Origin of the sequence: Burkholderia sp. Bp9016 (genome assembly GCF_003857765.1) — a bacterium.
Classification (GTDB): Bacteria; Pseudomonadota; Gammaproteobacteria; order Burkholderiales; family Burkholderiaceae; genus Burkholderia.
Genome location: NZ_QTPY01000012.1, coordinates 1 through 20,464, shown reverse-complemented (window position 1 = coordinate 20,464; position 20,464 = coordinate 1). Strand labels below are relative to the sequence as shown.

General features: G+C 67.5%; 18 protein-coding genes. 13 read left to right on the top strand and 5 right to left on the bottom strand.

Annotation, left to right across the window (positions count from 1 at the left end; translation table 11 throughout):
- Positions 1–196: 196 nt before the first annotated feature.
- The 4 genes from DIE13_RS16100 to DIE13_RS16085 all read left to right on the top strand — a co-directional run bounded on the left by DIE13_RS16100 (position 197) and on the right by DIE13_RS16085 (position 5,950).
- On the top strand, positions 197–952 hold the full coding sequence (locus tag DIE13_RS16100) for a flagellar brake protein (RefSeq protein ID WP_124828107.1): 756 nt from the start codon (positions 197–199) through the stop codon (positions 950–952).
- Between the two features lie 193 nt (positions 953–1,145).
- Positions 1,146–3,128, top strand: coding sequence for a flagellar hook-associated protein FlgK (flgK, locus tag DIE13_RS16095; RefSeq protein WP_124828106.1), 1,983 nt, complete (start codon positions 1,146–1,148; stop codon positions 3,126–3,128).
- A gap of 17 nt (positions 3,129–3,145) precedes the next feature.
- On the top strand, positions 3,146–4,396 hold the full coding sequence (flgL, locus tag DIE13_RS16090; protein ID WP_124828105.1) for a flagellar hook-associated protein FlgL: 1,251 nt from the start codon (positions 3,146–3,148) through the stop codon (positions 4,394–4,396).
- Positions 4,397–4,642: 246 nt separating this feature from the next.
- A complete protein-coding gene (locus DIE13_RS16085) occupies positions 4,643–5,950 on the top strand; it encodes a solute carrier family 23 protein (protein ID WP_124828104.1) in 1,308 nt (435 codons plus the stop codon).
- Between the two features lie 44 nt (positions 5,951–5,994).
- Here DIE13_RS16085 and DIE13_RS16080 read toward each other — a convergent pair whose 3' ends face one another.
- Positions 5,995–6,879 carry a transcriptional regulator GcvA gene (locus tag DIE13_RS16080; protein WP_124828103.1) on the bottom strand — a complete coding sequence of 295 codons (885 nt, stop codon included), beginning with the start codon at positions 6,877–6,879 and terminating at the stop codon, positions 5,995–5,997.
- Positions 6,880–6,975: 96 nt separating this feature from the next.
- Between DIE13_RS16080 and DIE13_RS16075 the strand changes: the two genes are divergently transcribed.
- Entirely contained in the window at positions 6,976–7,587 is a 612-nt protein-coding gene (locus DIE13_RS16075; RefSeq protein ID WP_124828102.1) for a chromate transporter, read from the top strand.
- Positions 7,584–8,111 carry a chromate transporter gene (locus tag DIE13_RS16070; protein WP_124828101.1) on the top strand — a complete coding sequence of 176 codons (528 nt, stop codon included), beginning with the start codon at positions 7,584–7,586 and terminating at the stop codon, positions 8,109–8,111. The genes DIE13_RS16075 and DIE13_RS16070 overlap by 4 nt, the downstream gene beginning before the upstream one ends.
- A gap of 34 nt (positions 8,112–8,145) precedes the next feature.
- Here the strand turns inward: DIE13_RS16070 and DIE13_RS16065 are convergent, their stop codons facing one another.
- Positions 8,146–8,487 (bottom strand): hypothetical protein, encoded by a 342-nt coding sequence (locus tag DIE13_RS16065; RefSeq protein ID WP_124828100.1) that lies wholly within the window; start codon positions 8,485–8,487, stop codon positions 8,146–8,148.
- A gap of 281 nt (positions 8,488–8,768) precedes the next feature.
- On the opposite strand from DIE13_RS16065, the gene DIE13_RS16060 reads away from it, so the two are divergent.
- The 7 genes from DIE13_RS16060 to DIE13_RS16030 all read left to right on the top strand — a co-directional run bounded on the left by DIE13_RS16060 (position 8,769) and on the right by DIE13_RS16030 (position 15,613).
- Positions 8,769–9,530 (top strand): YoaK family protein, encoded by a 762-nt coding sequence (locus DIE13_RS16060; protein WP_124828099.1) that lies wholly within the window; start codon positions 8,769–8,771, stop codon positions 9,528–9,530.
- Positions 9,531–9,994: 464 nt separating this feature from the next.
- The gene (locus tag DIE13_RS16055; protein WP_124828098.1) at positions 9,995–11,116 is read left to right on the top strand and encodes a porin; all 1,122 of its coding nucleotides are present in this window, start codon (positions 9,995–9,997) and stop codon (positions 11,114–11,116) included.
- A gap of 372 nt (positions 11,117–11,488) precedes the next feature.
- The gene (locus DIE13_RS16050) at positions 11,489–11,716 is read left to right on the top strand and encodes a hypothetical protein (protein ID WP_124828097.1); all 228 of its coding nucleotides are present in this window, start codon (positions 11,489–11,491) and stop codon (positions 11,714–11,716) included.
- 244 nt (positions 11,717–11,960) lie between these two features.
- The gene (gene gor, locus DIE13_RS16045; protein ID WP_124828096.1) at positions 11,961–13,316 is read left to right on the top strand and encodes a glutathione-disulfide reductase; all 1,356 of its coding nucleotides are present in this window, start codon (positions 11,961–11,963) and stop codon (positions 13,314–13,316) included.
- A gap of 442 nt (positions 13,317–13,758) precedes the next feature.
- Complete coding sequence (locus tag DIE13_RS16040; RefSeq protein WP_185731205.1) at positions 13,759–14,430, top strand: CsgG/HfaB family protein; 672 nt, start codon at positions 13,759–13,761, stop codon at positions 14,428–14,430.
- Positions 14,431–14,511: 81 nt separating this feature from the next.
- Positions 14,512–14,940 carry a DUF4810 domain-containing protein gene (locus DIE13_RS16035; RefSeq protein WP_124828094.1) on the top strand — a complete coding sequence of 143 codons (429 nt, stop codon included), beginning with the start codon at positions 14,512–14,514 and terminating at the stop codon, positions 14,938–14,940.
- A gap of 10 nt (positions 14,941–14,950) precedes the next feature.
- Complete coding sequence (locus DIE13_RS16030) at positions 14,951–15,613, top strand: DUF799 domain-containing protein (RefSeq protein WP_124828093.1); 663 nt, start codon at positions 14,951–14,953, stop codon at positions 15,611–15,613.
- A gap of 131 nt (positions 15,614–15,744) precedes the next feature.
- On the opposite strand, the gene DIE13_RS16025 is transcribed toward DIE13_RS16030, so the two are convergent.
- The 3 genes from DIE13_RS16025 to DIE13_RS16015 all read right to left on the bottom strand — a co-directional run bounded on the left by DIE13_RS16025 (position 15,745) and on the right by DIE13_RS16015 (position 20,276).
- Positions 15,745–17,046, bottom strand: a complete 1,302-nt coding sequence (locus tag DIE13_RS16025; RefSeq protein ID WP_124828092.1) for an FAD-binding oxidoreductase — start codon at positions 17,044–17,046, stop codon at positions 15,745–15,747.
- A gap of 223 nt (positions 17,047–17,269) precedes the next feature.
- On the bottom strand, positions 17,270–18,589 hold the full coding sequence (locus DIE13_RS16020; protein ID WP_124828091.1) for an NAD(P)/FAD-dependent oxidoreductase: 1,320 nt from the start codon (positions 18,587–18,589) through the stop codon (positions 17,270–17,272).
- Positions 18,590–18,701: 112 nt separating this feature from the next.
- Positions 18,702–20,276, bottom strand: a complete 1,575-nt coding sequence (locus DIE13_RS16015; protein ID WP_124828090.1) for a DUF3138 family protein — start codon at positions 20,274–20,276, stop codon at positions 18,702–18,704.
- Between the last annotated feature and the right edge of the window lie 188 nt (positions 20,277–20,464).

Sequence of the window (20,464 nt, the reverse complement as noted above, 5' to 3'; positions counted from 1 at the left end):
GTCGTTCTTCGGACCGCGCCCGGCTCCCCGCCGCGCGCGGTTTCAACGTTTGCGCGAAAAAAAGCGGCAATTCGATCTAAACTTTCGTTGAGCACTGCCGCTAAGTGTGTGAGACCAGCAACCGGGCCCATGTTCTGGCCCGACTTTACTGCGTACCGGTTGCCCCGGGCGCCCAAGACAAGAAAACCGGCTAGCCATGAATATCGAAACGTCGTCTGCTCCGAGTCAGGATGCAGGCCACTCCGGGCCCGATTACGCCCGCCGCAATCCGCTGGAGATCGGCGTGCAGCTGCGCAACCTCGTGAACCGCGGCGATTTCCTGACCGTCCAGTATCCGGGCGGCCAGCTTGTCACGCGCCTGCTCGAAGTCGATGTCGGCGCGCGCACGTTCACGTTCGACTGGGGCGCGCTGTCCGAGCAGAACGCCGGCATTCTCGCCGCGTCGCACTGCACGTTCTCGGCGGCGCCGGACGGCGTGCGTGTCGAATTCACCACGGGCACGCCGCGCGAGACGCGCTACGAGGGGCTGCCCGCGTTCGTCGCCGATTTCCCCGACTTGCTCGTGTGCATCCAGCGCCGCGAGTATTTTCGTGTCGATGCGCCGGTGATCGATCCGTTCCTGTGCCGCGGCAAGCTGCCGGACGGCGAGGGCTTCGTGTTCGAGGTGCACAACCTGTCGCTCGGCGGCGTCGGCCTGCGCACGGCCGACGAGCGCGTCGAGGCGCTTGAGGTCGGCACGCTGCTGCCGGAGGTCGAGCTCGAATTGACCGGTCACGGCAGGCTGTCGCTCGACCTGTGCCTCGTGTCGCAGCGTTCGACCCAGATGCCGAACGGCTCGCGGCGCTACCAGCTCGGCTTTCGCTTCATGTCGTTGCCGGGCAGCGCGGAGAACACGCTGCAGCGCCTGATCACGCAGCTCGAAATGAAGCGCCGCTCGCTCGCGCGGGCCTGACGCGCGCACTGCCGGCCCCCCGCGCGGGCCGCTTTCACGCCGGGCGCTTCCAGGGGCCGCCCGTCTTCCCGAACGCGACGCGCGCCTGCGCGTCGCGCGTGCATTTTTTCCTCAATTTTTCCGCTCGGCGGCCGTTATACCGGGAGTCACGCAACCCGGCGGCCGCAGCCCGGCCGGCCCATCAGGATCGCGCATGTCCAACTCTCTCTTGAACCTCGGCGTCAGCGGCCTGAATGCCGCACTCTGGGGCCTCACGACGACCGGCCAGAACATCAGCAATGCCGCGACGCCGGGCTATTCGGTCGAGCGCCCGGTGTATGCCGAGGCGAGCGGCCAGTACACGTCGAGCGGCTACCTGCCGCAGGGCGTGAACACCGTCACCGTGCAGCGGCAGTACAGCCAGTACCTGAACGACCAGCTGAACAGCGCACAGTCGCAAAGCGGCGCGCTGTCGACCTGGTACTCGCTCGTCGCGCAGCTGAACAACTACGTCGGCAGCCCGACGGCGGGGATCTCGACCGCGATCACCAACTACTTCACCGGGCTGCAGGGCGTCGCGAACAATGCGTCCGACCCGTCGGTGCGGCAGACCGCGATGAGCAACGCGCAGACGCTGGCCGACCAGATCACGGCGGCCGGCCAGCAGTACGACGCGCTGCGCCAGAGCGTGAATACGCAGCTCACCAGCACGGTGTCGCAGATCAACACGTACACCGCGCAGATCGCGCAGCTGAACCAGCAGATCACGGCCGCGAACAGCCAGGGGCAGCCGCCGAACCAGTTGATGGACCAGCGCGATCTCGCGCTGTCGAACCTGTCGAGCCTCGCCGGCGTGCAGGTGGTGCGCAACGACAGCGGCTACAGCGTGTTCCTCGCGGGCGGCCAGCCGCTCGTCGTCGCCGACAAGAGCTATCAGCTCGCGACCGTGACGTCGTCGTCCGATCCGAGCGAGCTGACCGTCGTGTCGCAGGGCATCGCCGGCGCGAATCCGCAGGGCCCGAACCAGACGCTGCCCGATTCGTCGTTGTCGGGCGGCACGCTCGGCGGCCTGCTCGCGTTCCGCAACCAGACGCTCGACCCGGCGCAGGCGCAGCTCGGCGCGATCGCCACCAGCTTCGCCGCGCAGGTCAACGGGCAGAACGCGCTCGGCGTCGACCTGTCGGGCATGCCGGGCGGCAAGCTGTTCACGATCCCGGACCCGGCCGTCTACGCGAACCAGGGCAATACGGGCAATGCGTCGCTGAGCGTGTCGTTCGCCAATGCGTCGCAACCGACCACGAGCGACTACACGCTGTCGTACGACGGCACGAACTACACGCTGACCGATCGCGCGAGCGGCACGGTGGTCGGCCAGTCGACGTCGATGCCGGCATCGATCGGCGGCCTGGACTTCTCGTTCGCGAACGGCACGCAGATGAATGCCGGCGACCAGTTCACCGTGCTGCCGACGCGCGGCGCGCTGGACGGCTTCGCCCTCGCGACGTCGAGCGGCTCGGCGATCGCGGCCGCGTCGCCGGTGGTGGCGTCGGCCGCCACGACGAACTCGGGCAGCGCCACTATCACGCAGGGCGGGGTGAGCGCCGGCTACCAGGTGCCGTCGACCACGCTGACCTACGACGCGGCGAGCAAGTCGCTGTCGGGCTTCCCGGCCGGCACCACGGTGACGATCGGGAGCACGCCGCCCCAGACGGTGGCGATTGCCGACGGGACGACGCAGGTGCCGTACGACCCGTCCGTGGGCGCGACGCTGACGATGTCGGGCACCGCGCAGGGCGCGATGAACGGCGTGACCGTGTCGCTGGCGGGCACGCCGGCGGACGGCGATTCGTTCAAGATCGGGCCTTACGCGGGCGGCACGAACGACGGTTCCAACGCGCTTGCGCTGTCGCAGATCGTCAGCACGAAATCGTTCGGCAACGGCTCGACCACGCTGACCGGCGCATACGCCGGCTACGTGAACGGCATCGGCAACTCGGCGAGCCAGCTGAAGTCGTCGAGTGCCGCGCAGACTTCGCTCGTCGGCCAGATCACGACCGCGCAGCAGTCGGTGTCGGGCGTGAACCAGAACGAGGAAGCGGCGAACCTGATGCAGTACCAGCAGCTCTACCAGGCCAACGCGAAGGTCATCCAGACGGCCGCGACGCTGTTCCAGACCGTGCTCGGCCTGTTCAACTGATTCCGGGGATCGAAGCGATGCGGATTTCCACTTCCCAGTTTTACCAGCTCAACGTCGCGCAGATGAGCGACCAGCAGGCGCAGCTCGCGCAGCTGTACCAGCAGATTTCGAGCGGCGTGAGCCTGTCCACGCCGGCCGACAACCCGCTCGGCGCCGCGCAGGCGGTGCAGCTGTCGATGAGCTCGGCGACGCTGTCGCAGTACGCCACGAACCAGAACGTCGCGCTGTCGTCGCTCCAGAAGGAAGACCAGACGCTGACGAGCGTGAACAACCTGCTGAACAGCATGCATACGGTCGTCATGCAGGCCGGCGACGGCTCGCTGTCCGACAGCGACCGATCGGCGCTTGCGACGCAGCTGCAAGGCTATCGCGACCAGCTGATGACGCTCGCGAATACCGCGGACGGCGCGGGCAACTATCTGTTCGCGGGCACGCAGTCGACGTCGGCGCCGTTCTCGAACGCGCCGGGCGGCGGCGCGGTGTACAGCGGCGACAGCGGCACGCGCGAGGTGCAGATCGCCGACACGCGCTCGATTTCGCAGAGCGACAGCGGTGCCAGCGTGTTCATGTCGGTGCCGATGCTCGGCAGCCAGCCGGTGCCGGCCGCCGGCACGGGCGCGACGGGCACGGGCAATACCGGCACCGGCACGATCGGCGCGGTGTCGATCACGAACCCGGCGGCGGCGACCAACGGTCACGCGTTCACGATCACGTTCGGCGGCACGGCGGATGCGCCGACCTATACGGTGACCGACAACACGATCGGGCCGTCGAGCGAGACCCAGCCGCAACCGTATTCGGAAGGCGGCGCGATCGCGCTCGGCAACGGCCTGACGGTGCCGGTGTCGGGTACGCCGGCAGTGGGCGACACGTTCACCGTCACGCCCGCGCCGCAGGCCGGCACCGACGTGTTCGCCACGCTCGACACGATGATCGCCGCGCTGAAGACGCCGGTCGGCAGCGATACGTCCGCGGCGGCCGCGCTCTCGAACACGATGACGACCGGCACGACGAAGCTGAACAACACGATGACGAACATTCTCACCGTGCAGGCGTCGGTCGGCGGCCGCGAGCAGGAAATCCAGGCGATGCAGGCGGTGAACCAGAACAATTCGCTGCAGGTCACCAACGACCTGTCGGATCTGACGAGCACCAACATGGTGTCGACGATCAGCCAGTTCCTGCAGATGCAGAACGCGCTGTCGGGCGCGCAAAAGGCCTACGCGCAACTGCAGAACCTGTCGCTGTTCCAGTACATCAATTCTTGATGCCCGCGGCGACCGGCTCGATGTGAGTGCACGCTTACGTTGCGCGGCGCATCGGCCGGCAGCCATCGGCAGCCGCTGGTCACCGGCGCAAGCCCGCGGCCCCGCCCGCCACGCATGCTCCGGCAGGTACGACCGTTGCGTCGACGGGTTCGCGCTTGCCAGCCCCATTTCCGCTCCGTAAACTCGCGCCAGATTCCAGACCGGCGCACCGTCCGCAGCCGGCGATCGACAGGAGCCCTTTTCCCCATGTCCGATTCCTACTTCCCGCGCTGGCGGGTGCAATCGACCGGCGCGGCATCGCGCGTGGTCGGCACTGACGAGCGCCTGGCGTGGCCGCAGATGGTCGCGATGGGCGTGCAGCACGTCGTCGCGATGTTCGGCTCGACCGTACTCGCGCCGTTGCTGATGGGCTTCGACCCGAACCTGTGCATCTTCATGTCGGGCATCGGCACGCTGCTGTTCTTCGTGCTGGTCGGCGGCCGCGTGCCGAGCTACCTCGGCTCGAGCTTCGCGTTCATCGGCCTGGTGATCGCGGTGACCGGCTACGGCGGCAGCGGCCCGAATCCGAACATCCCGGTCGCGCTCGGCGGGATCATCGCGTGCGGCGTCGTGTACGTCGCGCTCGGCGCGCTGGTGCAGGCGATCGGCACGCGCTGGATCGAGACGCTGATGCCGCCCGTCGTTACCGGCGCGGTGGTCGCGGTGATCGGGCTGAACCTCGCGCCGATCGCGGTCAAGGGCGTGTCGGCATCGACCTTCGAGTCGGTGATGGCGCTCGTCACGGTGCTGTGCGTGGGCGGCGTCGCGGTGTTCGCGCGCGGGATGATGCAGCGCCTGCTGATCCTCGTCGGGCTCGTGATCGCGTACGTGATCTATGCGGTCGCGACCAACGGGATGGGCCTCGGCAAGCCGATCGATTTCGCGATCGTCGCGCATGCCGCGTGGTTCGGCGTGCCGAGCTTCCGCACGCCGGTCTTCGATCCGCACGCGATGCTGATGCTTGCGCCGATCGCGGTGATCCTGGTCGCGGAGAACCTCGGCCACATCAAGGCGGTCAGCGCGATGACGGGGACCAACCTCGACCGCTACGTCGGCCGCGCGTTCATCGGCGACGGGCTCGCGACGATCGTGTCGGGCAGCGTCGGCGGCACGGGCGTGACGACCTACGCGGAGAACATCGGCGTGATGGCCGTCACGCGGATCTATTCGACACTGGTGTTCGCGATCGCCGCGCTGATCGCGATCGGGCTCGGCTTCTCGCCGAAGTTCGGCGCGGTGATCCAGACGATTCCGGGCCCGGTGCTCGGGGGCGTGTCGATCGTCGTGTTCGGGCTGATCGCGGTGACGGGGGCGCGGATCTGGGTCGTCAACAAGGTCGACTTCTCCGACAACCGCAACCTCATCGTCGCGGCCGTCACGCTCGTGCTCGGCGCGGGCGACTTCTCGCTGAAGATCGGCGGCTTCGGGCTCGGCGGGATCGGCACCGCGACGTTCGGCGCGATCATCCTGTACGCGATCCTGCGCAAGGAGCAGGAACCGGGCCCCGTGGTCTGAACGAAAGCGGGCGGTGCAACGCCGCCCGCGGTCGTACGCGGCGCTTATGCGCAGGTATTCGACTGCGCCTGCAGCCACGCGCAGAACTGCGCGACGAGCGGATCGTCGGCCGGCGCGCGCGGCGCGATCCACCAGTAGCTGCGCGTCGCGATGCGCGGCCCGTCGAGCGGCATCACCAGCCGCCCGCTCGCGAGCTCGTCGTCGATCAGCGGCAGCGGGCCGAGCGCGACGCCCAGCCCGTCGACGGCCGCCTGCAGCGCCAGATAGAAGTGGTCGAACGACTGCCGCTTGCGCCCCTTCATCGTCGCGCCAGCCGCCGCGAACCAGTCGCGCCAGCCTTCCGGGCGCGTATCCGAATGCAGCAGCACGTGCCGCGCGAGATCGTCCGCGCGGGTAATCGGCGCGCGCCTGAGCAGCGCGGGGCTGCAGACCGGGATCACGCTTTCGTCGAGAAAGTGACCGCTCGTGCAGTTCGGCCAGTGGCCGGGGCCGCGGCGGATCGCGACGTCGAAGCCGTCGAGCGCGTCGAGCGGCGCATTCGACGTGGACAGCTTCAGCTCGACGTTCGGCACGTCGCGCTGGAACCGCGACAGGCGCGGCAGCAGCCATTTCATCGCGAAGGTCGGCAGCGCATTGATGCGCAGCACGCGCGCCGCGCCCGTATTGCGCAGCTGCTCGGTGGCGAGCGCGATGCTGTCGAACGCGGCGCGCACGGTGTCGAGATAGCGGCGGCCCTCGTCGGTGAGCTTCACGCGCTTGCCGTAGCGATGGAACACCGGCTTGCCGAGCCATGCCTCGAACCCGGCGATTTGCCGGCTGATGGCACCATGAGTCACATGCAGCTCGTCGCCGGCAGCGCTGAAGCTCTCGTGTCGTGCCGCTGCTTCAAAGGCCCGAAGCGCGGAAAAGGGTGGGAGATCGCGTGCCATGCTTGTGATTCTAGATCACAAGGGTGCGCCGATAAAATCGTTTTGCCGGGATCCTGAACGGCGGTAACCTCGGGGCACCGTTTGATGAGGATCCCCATGCAATCCGTTTCTCCTCCGCCTGCCGCATCGCCTCGCCAGGTCGGCCTCGCCGAGCTGTTTTCCGGTTTCCTGTCGCTCGGCCTGATGTCGTTCGGCGGCGCGCTGCCGTTCGCGCGGCGCACGCTCGTCGAGCAGCGCAAGTGGCTTTCCGCCGACGAATTCACCGATCTGCTCGGCTTGTGCCAGTTCCTGCCGGGCGGCAACGTGATCAACCTGTCGGTCGCCGTCGGCATGCGCTTTCGCGGCGTCGCGGGCGCGTTCGCCGGCATTCTCGGGCTGATCGCGGGGCCGACGCTCGTCGTCGTCGCGCTCGGCGTGCTGTACGCGAAGACGCAGGGCGATCCGCGCGTGCAGCACCTGTTCGGCGGGCTCGCCGCCGCGGCCGCGGGCCTGCTCGTCGCGATGGCCGTGAAGGTCCTGAAGCCGCTGCGCCACGCGCGCGCGGCGGCCGGCATCGCGGCGCTGTCGTTCGTCGCGATCGCGGTGCTGCGCATTCCGCTGCTGGCCGCGATGCTGGTGCTGACGCCTGCAAGCATCTGGCTCGCGTCGCGACGCCGCGACACGCCGGCGCCGCAGCGCGCCGCCGCACGCGACGGAGGCCGCTCGTGAACGACACGCTGATCGCCATCGCGACGATTTTCAGCCAGCTGTCGCTGCTTGCGTTCGGCGGCGGCAACACGATCCTGCCGGAGATGCAGCGGCAGGTGGTCGACGTGCATCACTGGATGAGCGCGCACGAATTCACCGCGCTGTTCGCGCTCGCGCAGGCGGCGCCGGGGCCGAACATGATGATCGTGTCGCTGGTCGGCTGGCACGTGGCCGGCTGGGCCGGGCTGCTCGTCGCGTCGATCGCGAAGTTCGGGCCGTCGTCGCTCGTCACCGTGCTTGCGCTGCATGCGTGGGAGCGCTTTCGCGACCGGCCGTGGCGCCGCTACGTGCAGCAGGGGATGATGCCGGTGACGGCCGGGCTCGTCGCGGCCAGCGCGGTGCTGATTTCGGAAGCGTCGAACCGCACGGCGATCCAGTGGGGCATCACGGCTGCGTGTGCGATGCTCGCGTGGCGCACGCGCATCCATCCGCTGTGGCTGCTCGCGGCCGGCGCGCTGGTCGGGCTCACCGGCATCGGACAGTGAGCGCCGGGGCGGCCGGTGCCGGGCACGACGGCCACTACGGCGCCGCCGGCTGGTCGCTGTTCACGAGGCCGAGCAGCCGGCCGCGCTCGGCGCTGATGTCGTTCGTCGGCGTCGGCCAGTCCACGATGTAACCGGCTTCGAGCGCATCGCGCATGATCGCGTCGTAGTCGGCCTTGCCCAGCCTGTCGCTGCCGCGCAATGCGTGCGCCACTTCGTGCTTGAGCTTCGGCGTGAACGACGGATAGGCCGCCACCAGCGCCGCATACTGGCGCGCATCGATCTCGCCCGATTCGCGGTTGAACGCCCAGACGGCTACCAGCACGATCGCGACGAACGGGATCACGGTGAAGCGCAGGAAAAACTTCGCGGGTGTCATGTCATTCGACGGCGGGTTGAGAGGGCGCGGCAGAGGCTGCTTGCGGCCGGCCGGTATACTCGGCCGGTCTTCCGGCTGCGCCGGCCGGATGCCGGCGCAGCCGGCACGCGTGCGGCCGATGCGCGCCCGACGCCAGGCATTATATTGGCGCGGCGCGCGGGACTGCGCAGTGGCCGCGCGGGGCGGGCAACGCCCGGCGCCGGCCGGGATCGATGACGGAATCGGTGAATCACGCGCCGCCGGCCGCGCGCGGCCGGGCGGCGCGCCACACGGGAGGATCGATGGATCTCGACGGCGCGAGCCGCAACCTCACTGTCGCCGCGCTGCTGACGCTGTCCGGCGGCTATCTCGATGCGTACACGTACGTCGGCCACGGGCACGTGTTCGCGAACACGATGACCGGCAACGTCGCACTGCTCGGCATCAACCTGTCGGCCGGCGAATGGGCGGCCGCACTCCATCATGTGCCGCCGCTCGGCGGCTTCGTGGTCGCGGTGTTCGTCGCGCACCTGCTTGGTCTTGCCGCGCAGCGCGGCTGGATGCGGCACACGGCGTTCGCGAGCCTGCTCGTCGAGATCGCGTTTCTCGGCCTTGCCGCGAGCGGGCTCGTCGGCGCATCGAGCGCGTGGCTGATTCCGGGCATCTCGTTCGTCGCGACGTTGCAGACGCTGTCGTTCACCCATCTCGAAGAACTGTCGTACACGTCGGTGATGACGACCGGCAACCTCCGGCGCGCCGCGCAGAAACTGTTCGTCGGACTGATCCCGCGCTACGACGCGGGCGCGCTGCACGACTCGGCGCTGCTCGCGACGATCAGCTTCTGCTTCCTGGCCGGTGCGGTGCTCGGCGGCCTCGTAACGCGGCTCGTGCCGGAAGTCGCGTTGTGGGGCGCCGTGTTGCTGCTCGTCGGCGCGTTCGCGGAAATCGTGCGGCGGGCGCGGCGGCGCGCGGGCGATGACGGTGGCGGCAGTAGCAGCGGAGACGGCAGCGGCGCTAAAGGCGGTGACGGCAACGCCGGCGGCGGGACGCAGCAAGCAGCCTGACGACGTGCGGCCGGGCCGCCATGCGCGGCCGGCCGCCGGTGAGCCGCGCGATGGATTCGCCGGTGACGCGCTCCGCCGTCTTGCCGCTTCGTCCAGCCGCTTCGCCCCCGCGACGCGCCGTGCCCGATATCGTGCAATCAGCCGCGGCGCCGGTCATCTCCCGATCGCTCCATGCCCGGATACAACCCCGCCGTTTTCATCACCGGCTCCGGGCCGATCCTTACAGCGCAGACCCTCATTTCGCCGCCGCCGCGCGCCGCTTCATCCGCGCGAGACGCGTGTGCGGCGCGGGAACCGTTGTTCCAGGGCGACAATCGCGCATTACCGGACATTTCAATTTCTTTCAGCGCGGGCACTCGTCTTATGATTCAGCCCACATCGCGCGCGCCATGAGCGTCCGCGATCGCCACCCGGCTGCGCACGCGGCCGGCCATGAATGGAGACACCTACAAAAAGGAAAGCTCATGAAGCAGACCACTCGACTCGCAGCCATCGCAGGGGGCGCGGCCCTGGCCTTCGCCAGCCAGTACGCAGCCGCACAAAGCTCGGTCACGCTGTGGGGCGTCGCCGACGCCAGCATCCGTTACCTGACCAACGCAAACGCCAAGAACGACGGCCTGCTGTCGATGACCAACGGCGCGATCACCAACAGCCGCTTCGGCATCTACGGCACGGAAGACCTCGGCGGCGGCCTGAAGGCCCTGTTCAACCTCGAGAGCGGCGTGAATCTGCAGAACGGCGCATTCGCCGATAGCGGCCGCCTGTTCAACCGCGCGGCGTACGTCGGCCTGCAGAGCCCGTACGGCACGGTGACGCTCGGCCGCCAGAAGACGCCGCTGTTCGACCTGCTGTCGGACACCTACGATCCGCTGACGGTCGGCAACTACCTCGAAAACGCATGGCTGCCGGTCGCGCTGGGCGGCGGTCTGTATGCGGACAACCAGATCAAGTACACCGGCAAGTTCGCGGGCCTGACCGCGAAGGCGATGTACTCGACTGGCACGAACTACGAATCGACCGGCGCGGGCGGCTTCTCGGGCCAGATCCCGGGCTCGCTCGGCAAGGGCAATGCGTGGGGCGTGTCGGTGTCGTACGTGACGGGGCCGCTCAGCATCGCGGCCGGCGCGCAGCAGAACAGCGACAACTCCGCGCGCAAGCAGACGATCTACCACGCGAACGTCGTGTACGCGTTCAGCAAGGCGAAGGTCTATGCGGGCTACCTGCGCTCGAAGGACGACACCGGTTTCGTCGACAGCCTGCTCGCGCAGCAGTCGATTCCGGTCGCGAAGGGCACGGGCCGGATCGACGACGGTCCGTTCGCGGGCGTGAGCTGGCAGGTCAGCACGCCGCTGACGCTGACGGGCGCGTTCTACTACGACCACATGCGCAACGCGATGACCGCGAACGGCACGCTCGCGAGCGGCAACCGCTACGCGATCGTCGGCATCGCCGAATACGCGCTGAGCAAGCGCACGGAAGTCTACGGCACCGTCGACTTCAACAAGACGAACGGCGCGGCGAACGTCGAACTGCCGGGTCGCAGCAACCAGACCGGCATCGCGATCGGCCTGCGCAATATCTTCTGACGAACGTCGGAATTCCTGCGCGGGCGTCGCCCCGGCGCACCTCGAAGAGGCTCCTGCGGGAGCCTCTTTTTTTCGTCACGCGAGCTTCATGCGCGTGGACGACCATTCAGCGATCGCTCCATCGGAAAAGGCCGGCCCGTAAGGCATCCGTCGGCATTCCGGAACATACTTTGACAGTGCGCGCGAAGTGTTTCCGCTACGCTGCGTACATGGTCCGCCGCGTGCCGCAACGCACGCACGGGCGTCGTTCCGGAGCGCGCGTCGCGTGCGGCCGGCCTGGTGCGTAACTTGTGTATCCGGTGATGACAAACACGGTCTGCCGGTTTTTTTCGTGGGACGATGCGCTCACGATTTTCTTGAAAGGGGATGACGATGGGTATCCTGAACACCGTGGGTGAAATCGCAGGCGCAGTGGCGGCCGTCGAAGGCGCGGAAAAGCTGGATCCGGATGCGGGCCTGCTGACCAAGGCGGCGGCAGCGGTTGCCGGCTTCAAGGGTGCCGAAGCACTCGAAGGCCTGGTCGAAAAGAAGGAAGAGCAGCCTGAACAGGCCGCGGACGATACGCAGGCGACGGACGGCAGCGATACGTCGCAGGCATGAGCATGGCGGCGGGATCCGCCGCGGGTGCGCCTCTCGCGCGCCCGGGCGGACCGGTGCTGCGCGGCCGGCAGGCCGGGCATGTGGTCGATCGGTGACGCATGGCACACCCGGCAGCTGGTTTGACCGGCGAGAGGCGACGTCTCTCGCCGTTTTTTATGGAACGCGCGCCGTGCCGCGCCACGTTCCGCACGAATTCCGGAATCTTGCTATCGTGCCCTCATCCGAACTGCGATGAGGGCTTGCGATGGATTTCGACTACGACCTGTTCGTCATCGGGGCCGGCTCCGGCGGCGTGAGGCTTGCCCGGATGTCGGCGTCATACGGCGCGCGCGTCGGCATAGCGGAAGAGGAGCAGATCGGGGGCACCTGTGTGCTGCGCGGCTGCATTCCGAAGAAGCTGCTCGTCTACGCATCGCATTATCCGCACGAGCTCGAGGACGCGAAGGGCTTCGGCTGGACCTTCGGCGCCGGCACGCTCGACTGGCCCGCGCTGATCGCCGCGAAGGATCGCGAGATCAACCGGCTCAGCGACATCTACATCAACCTGCTGCGGCAATCCGGGGTCGACATGCACGCGGGGCGCGCGACGCTCGTCGACGGGCATACGGTCGCCGTCGGCGATCGCACGATCCGCGCGCGCCATATCGCGATCGCGACCGGCTCGCGCCCGTCGCTGCCGCCGCGGCCCGGCATCGAGCACGTGATCACGTCGCGCGAGGCGCTGTCGCTGGCGAAGCTGCCCGCACGCATCGCGGTGGTCGGCGGCGGCTATATCGCGGTCGAGTTCGCGGGCATCTTCAACGGCTTCGGCAGCCATGTCGATCTCTTCTATCGCGGTGAAAAGATCCTGCGCGGCTTCGACGACGACGTGCGTCAATTTCTGACCGACGAGATGACGAAGCAGGGCGTCGCGATCCATGCGCGCGCGGTGGTCGAATCGATCGCACGCGCGGACGACGGCACACTTTCCGTGCACGTCGGCGATGCGCGGCACGGGCCGTACGACGCGGTGCTCTATGCGACCGGCCGGGTGCCGAACGTCGACGGGCTCGGGCTCGGACGCGCGGGCGTGCTGCTCGATGCGCGCGGCGCGATCGCGGTCGATGCGTATTCGGCGACGTCGGTCGCGTCGATCCATGCGATCGGCGACGTGACGTCGCGGCCGCAACTCACGCCGGTGGCGACGCGCGACGGCGCGCTGCTCGCGCGGACGCTGTTTGGCGGCTCGCGGGTCGCGGCCGATCACGACGATGTACCGTCGGCCGTGTTCAGCCAGCCCGAGGTCGCGACGGTCGGTCTGACCGAGGCCGATGCGCGTCGCGTGCACGGCGAGCTCGACATCTACCGCACCTCGTTCAAGGCGCTGCGCCACACGCTGTCGGGCCGCGACGAGCGTACGCTGATGAAGCTCGTCGTCGCGCGCGACAGCCAGCGCGTGATCGGTGCGCACATGGTCGGCCGCGATGCGGGCGAGATCATCCAGGGCATCGCGATCGCGATTCGTGCAGGCGCGACGAAGGCGCAGTTCGACGACACGATCGGCATTCACCCGACCGCGGCCGAGGAGTTCGTGACGATGCGGCAGAAGGTGGCGGACTAGCGCGGCACGGCGCGCCGGCGCGTATGGCCGGCGCGTTTTCTTGCATATGATCGGTTTGCGCGTGGCGTATCACCGATGTGCGGATATTCGCAAAAATCGTCAATTCTTCTCAAGAAATCCCGTGTCGATAATCAGGCTTGGTATGATCGGCCAAAATCATATACGGGGCCGATCATGCGCGATCAACAGCGCAGTAATCACAATAATGGGGTAACCGACGCACGCGGGGCTGTCGCTTGCCGTGCCGCGCCTAAGCGTCTTGCCGCAACACGTCTGTTGCGCGCACTTTCCCTCCGAATACCGCTATCGCCATCCCGGCGATGAGCGCGCACATGCGCGCATTCGCGCCCAGCCGTTTCGATCGCTGCATCGACCGCCGGTTCGTCGGTGAGCCGGCACGCCCGTTTCGGGCATTTTTCACGCAAGGAGACCAGTAGTGAACATTCAGACACGACGCACCGTGCTCGTGGCGGCAGCGCTCGTCGCAGCGCTGTCCGGTTGCGCGACCGAGTCGTCGCGCACGCTCGACGTGCCGGCCGTGAGCAGTGCGCAGAAGCCATACGCGGGCAAGCCCGTCGCGATTGCGGTTGGCAAGTTCGACAATCGTTCGAGCTACATGCGCGGCATCTTCTCGGATGGCATCGACCGTCTCGGCGGGCAGGCGAAGACGATTCTCGTCACGCGTCTGCAGCAAAGCCGCCGCTTCAACGTGCTCGATCGCGAAAACCTCGACGAGATCAAGCAGGAAGCCGGCTTCATGAAGAAGGCGCAGGCCGTGAAGGGCGCGAACTACGTCGTGACAGGCGACGTGACCGAGTTCGGTCGCAAGGACGTCGGCGATCACCAACTGTTCGGCATTCTTGGTCGCGGCAAGACGCAGGTTGCGTACGCGAAGGTCAGCCTGAACATCGTCGATACGACGACGTCGGAGGTTGTCGCTTCGAGCCAGGGTGCGGGCGAGTTCAGCCTGTCGAATCGCGAGGTGATCGGATTCGGCGGCACTGCTGGCTACGACTCGACGCTCAACGGCAAGGTGCTGGACCTCGCGATCCAGGAGGCCGTGAACCATCTCGTCGACCAGGTCGATGCCGGTACGCTGAAGGCACCGCAGTAACCGTCGAGAGACATGCTACAGCGCGCGCCGGGCCGGCGCCGCGCTGGAACGATTTACCACGACATTAAAAGAGAATAGACCATGAAACGGGGTAACTGGCTGCCGGCGACGGCCGCCGCTTTGCTGCTCGCCGGCTGCGCGAGCTCCACGCCACCGCTTTACCAGTGGACCGGCTATCAGCCGCAGGTGTACGCATACTTCAAGGGGCAGAGCTCGCCGCAGGAACAGATCGACGCACTCGAAAAGGCGCTGCAGGAAATCCGTGCGAAGGGCCATACGCCGCCGCCGGGCTTCCATGCGCATCTGGGGATGCTGTACGCGAGCGTCGGAAACGAGCAGCAGGCCGAACAGGAACTGCAAGCCGAGAAGCAGCTGTTTCCGGAATCCGCAACTTACATGGATTTCCTGCTGAAGAAAAAGACCAGCGCACCGAAGACCGCGGATCAGAAGCCGGCTGCGCAGGCGATCGCTGGTCAGAAGGACCCCGCCCAGACCACCGCCAAACCGTGACGCGCCTGCCATGTTCAATACACTCTCATTCAAGCTGATGTCCGTGCTGTCGATCGTCGCGCTGCTGAGCGCGTGCGCGCAGCCGGTGAAACGACCCGACTACACGGCGTTCAAGAAGGCTCAGCCGCGCTCGATCCTGGTGCTGCCGCCGGTCAACGAGACGTCCGACGTCACTGCGACCTACGGGGTGTTGTCGCAGATGACGCTTCCGCTGGCCGAATCCGGCTACTACGTGGTGCCGGTTGCCGTGATGGACGAGACGTTCAAGCAGAACGGCCTGACCAACGCGGCCGAGATCCAGCAGACGTCGCCTGCCAAGCTGCGCGAGATTTTCGGTGCGGATGCCGCGTTGTACTCGAAGGTGTCGCAGTACGGCACCGTGTACCGAATTCTTGCAAGCGCAACGGTCGTGTCCGTATCGGCGAAGCTTGTCGATCTGCGTAGCGGCGACATGCTGTGGCAGGGCCAGGCGAGCGCGAGCAGCGACGAAGGCGGCAACAGCGGCGGTGGCCTGATCGGCATGCTCGTGACGGCAGCGGTCAAGCAGATCGCGAACACGCTGATGGATCAGAGCCACAATGTCGCCGCATTCACCAGTAGCCGGTTGCTGTCGGCTGGGCCGCCCAACGGGTTGCTGTACGGTCCGCATTCGCCGAAGTACGGAACGGACTGACGTATGTCGTGCGCGCCGTGCAGGGGGCCGTCATGGCCTGTCGCGCCGGTGTGACGCTGAAATCGTGAGATCTGGCCGAATGGTCGCGCATTCGCGCGGCCATTTCTTATTTTTGAATCGACTCGTCACGCTCAATGCACGCCGAACGCGTCGAGCAGCCGGTACCAGCTCATCGCGAGCACCAGCGCCGGCGTGCGCAGCGCCGCGCCGCCCGGAAAATCGCGATGCCGGATCCTGCCGAACAGGTCGAAGCGGCTTGCCTGCCCGTCGATCGCCTCTGCGATCAGCTTGCCCGCGAGTGCGGTCGTGTTGACGCCGTGCCCCGAGAATCCCTGCGCGAAATACATCGTCGGTGCGACGCGCCCGAAGTGCGGCGCGCGGTTCATCGTGATGTCGACGAAGCCGCCCCATGCGTAATCGACCTTCACGTCCGCGAGCTGCGGGAAGGTCTTCAGCATGTCCTGCCGCATCGCTTCGGCGAGATTGCGCGGCGGCAGCGTCGAATAGCTGACCTTGCCGCCCCACACGAGCCGCGTGTCGGGCGCAGGCCTGAAATAATCGAGCACGAAGCGGCTGTCGCAGACCGCCGCGCGCGCCGGCATCAGCGCGGCGGCGCGCGCTTCGCCGAGCGGCTCGGTCGCGATCACGTAGGTGCCGACCGGCATGATCTTCTTCGACAACGCGGGTGCGAGGGTGCCGACGTAGGTGTTGCACGCGAGCACGACGAAGCGTGCGCGCACGTGTCCTCGATCGGTCTCGACGACGTGGCCGCCCGCGACGTCGCGCACGCGCGTCACGCAGCTTTCCTCGTGGATGCGCACGCCGGCGTCGGCCGCCGCGCGGGCGAGGCCGAGGGTGTAGTTCAGCGGATGCAGGTGGCCGCTGTCGGGGTCGTACAGGCCGCCGCGATAGCGCGCCGACTGCACGTAGTCGCCGAGCGCGTCGGCTTCGACGAAATGGAACCGGTCGTAGCCGAAGCGCTTCGCGGCCTCGTCTCGCCAGCGCTTGAGCGAATCGGCGTCGCGCTCGGTGTTCGCGGCGGTCAGGTAGCCGGGCACGAGCGCGCAGTCGATGTCGTGCCGCGCGATGCGCGACTTCACCAGCGACAGCGTTTCGAGCCCCATGTCCCAGATCCGCTTCACGTCGCCTTCCGGCATGAAGTGACCGAAAGTGTCGATATCGCATGCGAAGCCGCCTATCAGCTGGCCGCCGTTGCGCCCGCTCGCGGCCCATCCGACCCGCGACGCTTCGAGCACGGTAACCGAATGGCCGCGCTCGGCGAGGTTGAGCGCGGCCGACAGGCCCGTGAGGCCCGCGCCGATCACGCACACGTCGGCATCGGTCGCGCCGGCGAGCGGTGCATGGCGGGTCGTATCGTTGACGGTCGCCGCGTAGTACGACGCGACGTGCGGCTGGTTGGCGAATGTCTGCATGGTGAGGAGAGCGGAGAAAGAGGGCTAGGGTCTGTCTACATATTGAACGCGCATGCGTTGCCAAGGGAACGGTCGCTCGCCGCGTTGCACTCCTTGCGAATACGTCAGTATTCGCGGCGTCGTGCGCCTCGCGAGCGGCCATTCTCGTGGCAACCCCGAATTAAAAAAATTCATGTCACGGGAATGCCCGAAATCGCATGTGCGTTCCATATGTAGACAGACCCTAGAACAGCTCGCGCACGCGGTGATACAGCATCCCGAGTTCAAGCGCGGGCTGTCGCCACGCGTCGCCGCCTGGAAAGCGCCGGTGGCGCAGCCGGGCGAACAGGTCGAATGCGTGGGTGTCGCCCGCGATCGCGGCGGCGACCGCGCGGCCGGCGATGCCGGTCAGCGCGACGCCGTGTCCGCTGAAGCCCTGGACGTAGAAGAAGTTGGCGTCGAGCGCGCCGAAGTCCGGCGCGCGATTGCGCGTGACGTCGACGAAGCCGCCCCATGCGTGGTCGACACGTACGTCGGCGAGTTGTGGAAACACGCCGACCATGCGCTGCCGGATCGTTTCGGCGAGCGTGTCGGGCGACGCGCCGGCGGAATTTGCGCGGCCGCCGAACAGCATCCGGTGATCGGCCGACAGCCGGAAGTAGTCGAGAAAGAAGTTGTTGTCGCACACCGCTTCGCGCTGTGCGATCAGCGCGTCGGCGCGTGCGCGGCCGAGCGGTTCGGTCGCGATGATGTACGACGCGATCGGCGCGATGCGCGCGGCGGTCGTGGCAGGCAGCACGCCGCCCGGACCCGCGTTGCAGCACGATACGACGAAGCGGCAGCGCACTTCGCCGGACGGCGTGCGCACGACGGGGCGCGTGCCGCGCACGATGTCGAGCGCGGGCGTGTGAGCGTAGAGCGCGATGCCTTCGCGGCGCGCGGCGTCGGCGAGGCCGAGGCAATACCTGAGCGGATGCAGGTGACCCGACAGCGGATCGTAGACACCCGCCAGATAGCGCGTCGACGCGATGCGCGCGCGGATCTCGGCGGTGTCGAGCCACGACAGCGACGGATGGCCCCAGCGCGACGTCGCCGCGTCCATCCAGGTGCGTAGATCGTCGATGCGGCGCGGCTTGGTCGCCACCGTCAGGTAGCCGCGCGTGAAGTCGCAGTCGATGCCGTAGCGCGCGATGCGCTCGGCGATCAGCGCGACGCCGTCGAGCGACAGCGCCCACGCGGCGCGCGCGCCGTTCGCGCCGAGCTGCCGTTCGATCACCTCGTCCTTCGCGAATCCCGTGATCGCCTGGCCGCCGTTGCGGCCCGATGCGCCCCAGCCGGGACGGTGCGCGTCGATCACGGCGACGGACAGCCCGCGCGAGCGGCACTCGAGCGCCGTCGACAGGCCCGCGAAGCCCGCGCCGATCACGCACACGTCGACGTCGATCGTATCGTCGAGCGCCGGAGCGCCGGCTGCCGGGTCGTCGACCGGCGGGCGCGTGGCCGTTGCTTCGTAGTACGAGTCGCGCACGAGCGCATCTGCGCGGCGGGTGAAAGACTGCGTCATCAAAACGACTCCCTCGAAGACGGCCGGCGCCGGTGCGCGATGCACCGCCAACCGGCCGGATGAAACGGCGCGGGACGCCGTGCGTGCGGCACTGCGTCCCGCGCGGCCAGCATCAGAACGAATAGATGAACTGCGTCGCGAGCAGGTCGTTGGACTTGCTGTACGAACCGTCGTTGCGCAGGAACACCTTGTTGTTCGCCCAATCGTGCCGGTATTCGACCTTCACCGTGATCTGCTGGGTCGGATAGAACAGCAGGTCGAGCGCGACGTCCTGACGGATCGCACCCTTGCAGTCGAAGCCCAGGCCGCCGTTCGCTTTCGACGTCGCGAGACAGTCCGCGTCGACGCCGAAGCCGTTGTACGGATCCATCCCGTTGCCGTTCAGTGCGATGCCGCCACCGCCGCCGCCGTTCTTGCTGTTGACCAGCGCATCGTAGCGCAGCGTCACGCCCATGCGGCCGACCACCGGTGCGTTGAACTTGCGATGCGCGAGCAGCGACAGGCCGTACCACTGCGCAAGCCCGCCGTTGTATGCCGCATGCTGCTGCTGGCCGTAGTCGAGCTCTGCGTTGTACTGAATGTCGGCGAGCGTATAGGTGGCGTCGGCTTCCGCGAAAAAGAACGTGCCGTATGCGTTCGGCGCCGCGCCGCCCGGGCCGTAGTGCACGTTGCCCTGGTCGTCGATCGCGCTCGACAGCGTCTGCCGGCCGATGTTGAACGACGCGCCGAGGTCGAGCGCGCTGGACCACGTGTAGTCGGCGCGCGCGGTGAAGGTCGGCACCTTGTTGCTGGTCGTGATCGGATCGCCGAGCGCGTTTGTGCCCGTCTGCGTGACCGAGCCGTACGTGCGGTACTGCTCGTTGCCGACGAAGAACTTCCACGCCCAGTTGCCCTTCGTGTAGTTCGCGCCCGCACCGACGTAGCTGCCCGGATCCGAGAAGTCGTACAGCAGGTTGTGCGTGAGCGTGAGCATCTGGTTCGACTGCTGCACCTCGTAGCCGCCGAAGCTCGGAATCAGGCCGGCGACGAGCGTCGTCTCGGCGGTGATCGGCACGTTGACGACCGCGGTGTTCAGCAGGTTGTCGGTGATCGAGCCGCGCGAGTTCTGCAGCAGCGTGATGCCGTTGCCGCGGTTCGGCATCAGCGTGATCTCGGCCGACGGCGCCATCGGGCCGACGCCGAAGGTCTTCTTGATGTCGAGGTAGAGGTCGCCGAACGTGCTGTTGAAATAGTTGTACGCGTTCTCGTGGTTCGCGAACAGGAACGACGACGTGCCGGCCGCGCGGTTGTAGATGTAGGTCGGGTCGATATAGCCCGTCACCGACAGGCCCGCGAGCGGCCCGGTGTTGGCCGCGTCCGTCAGCGAGTCGACCTTCAGCTGCTGGTTCGCGATTTGCTGCTTCATGTCGCTGACTTCGTCGTTGGTCAGCGTGGCCTGCGCCTTGCCGTAGTCCGGCGAGGACGGATCGGCGGCCGTGACGGCCGGCTTCGCCGCGGCACTCGTGCCGGCCTGCGCGAGCGCGGCGCCGCCCGGCTTCGCGGCGAGCTGCGCCTGCATCGCCTTCATCTGCTTCTGCAGCGCCGCAACCTGTGCCTGCAGCGCCTTGATCTCGGCGGATGTCGAGCCGGCCAGCGCGATGCCCGGCAACGCGCCGGCCACCAGCAGGCAGATCAGTTTCTTCTTCATTGCGGATTCTCCTTGTCGTGTGCCTGTCAATGTGCGGTTTCGGTGGCGCGCCGCATCGTGCGGCGCGCCGGTCTTGTTGTCGATGGATAGGAAAGAGGAGGGTCAGGCCGCCGCGAACGCCGCCTTCATGTCGGCCACCCGACGCCGCTCGCGCGCGATCATCGCCTGGTTCACGACGATCACGCCGA

What these genes read in the sequence shown, in the direction of transcription:
- DIE13_RS16075 (WP_124828102.1), top strand. Translation starts at nt 6,976, where the DNA reads ATGCAATCCGTTTCTCCTCCGCCTGCCGCATCGCCTCGCCAGGTCGGC.
- DIE13_RS16020 (WP_124828091.1), bottom strand. Translation starts at nt 18,589, where the DNA reads ATGACGCAGTCTTTCACCCGCCGCGCAGATGCGCTCGTGCGCGACTCG.
- DIE13_RS16035 (WP_124828094.1), top strand. Translation starts at nt 14,512, where the DNA reads ATGAAACGGGGTAACTGGCTGCCGGCGACGGCCGCCGCTTTGCTGCTC.
- DIE13_RS16060 (WP_124828099.1), top strand. Translation starts at nt 8,769, where the DNA reads ATGGATCTCGACGGCGCGAGCCGCAACCTCACTGTCGCCGCGCTGCTG.
- DIE13_RS16065 (WP_124828100.1), bottom strand. Translation starts at nt 8,487, where the DNA reads ATGACACCCGCGAAGTTTTTCCTGCGCTTCACCGTGATCCCGTTCGTC.
- DIE13_RS16030 (WP_124828093.1), top strand. Translation starts at nt 14,951, where the DNA reads ATGTTCAATACACTCTCATTCAAGCTGATGTCCGTGCTGTCGATCGTC.
- DIE13_RS16015 (WP_124828090.1), bottom strand. Translation starts at nt 20,276, where the DNA reads ATGAAGAAGAAACTGATCTGCCTGCTGGTGGCCGGCGCGTTGCCGGGC.
- flgL (WP_124828105.1), top strand. Translation starts at nt 3,146, where the DNA reads ATGCGGATTTCCACTTCCCAGTTTTACCAGCTCAACGTCGCGCAGATG.
- DIE13_RS16085 (WP_124828104.1), top strand. Translation starts at nt 4,643, where the DNA reads ATGTCCGATTCCTACTTCCCGCGCTGGCGGGTGCAATCGACCGGCGCG.
- flgK (WP_124828106.1), top strand. Translation starts at nt 1,146, where the DNA reads ATGTCCAACTCTCTCTTGAACCTCGGCGTCAGCGGCCTGAATGCCGCA.
- DIE13_RS16050 (WP_124828097.1), top strand. Translation starts at nt 11,489, where the DNA reads ATGGGTATCCTGAACACCGTGGGTGAAATCGCAGGCGCAGTGGCGGCC.
- DIE13_RS16100 (WP_124828107.1), top strand. Translation starts at nt 197, where the DNA reads ATGAATATCGAAACGTCGTCTGCTCCGAGTCAGGATGCAGGCCACTCC.
- DIE13_RS16080 (WP_124828103.1), bottom strand. Translation starts at nt 6,879, where the DNA reads ATGGCACGCGATCTCCCACCCTTTTCCGCGCTTCGGGCCTTTGAAGCA.
- DIE13_RS16025 (WP_124828092.1), bottom strand. Translation starts at nt 17,046, where the DNA reads ATGCAGACATTCGCCAACCAGCCGCACGTCGCGTCGTACTACGCGGCG.
- DIE13_RS16055 (WP_124828098.1), top strand. Translation starts at nt 9,995, where the DNA reads ATGAAGCAGACCACTCGACTCGCAGCCATCGCAGGGGGCGCGGCCCTG.
- gor (WP_124828096.1), top strand. Translation starts at nt 11,961, where the DNA reads ATGGATTTCGACTACGACCTGTTCGTCATCGGGGCCGGCTCCGGCGGC.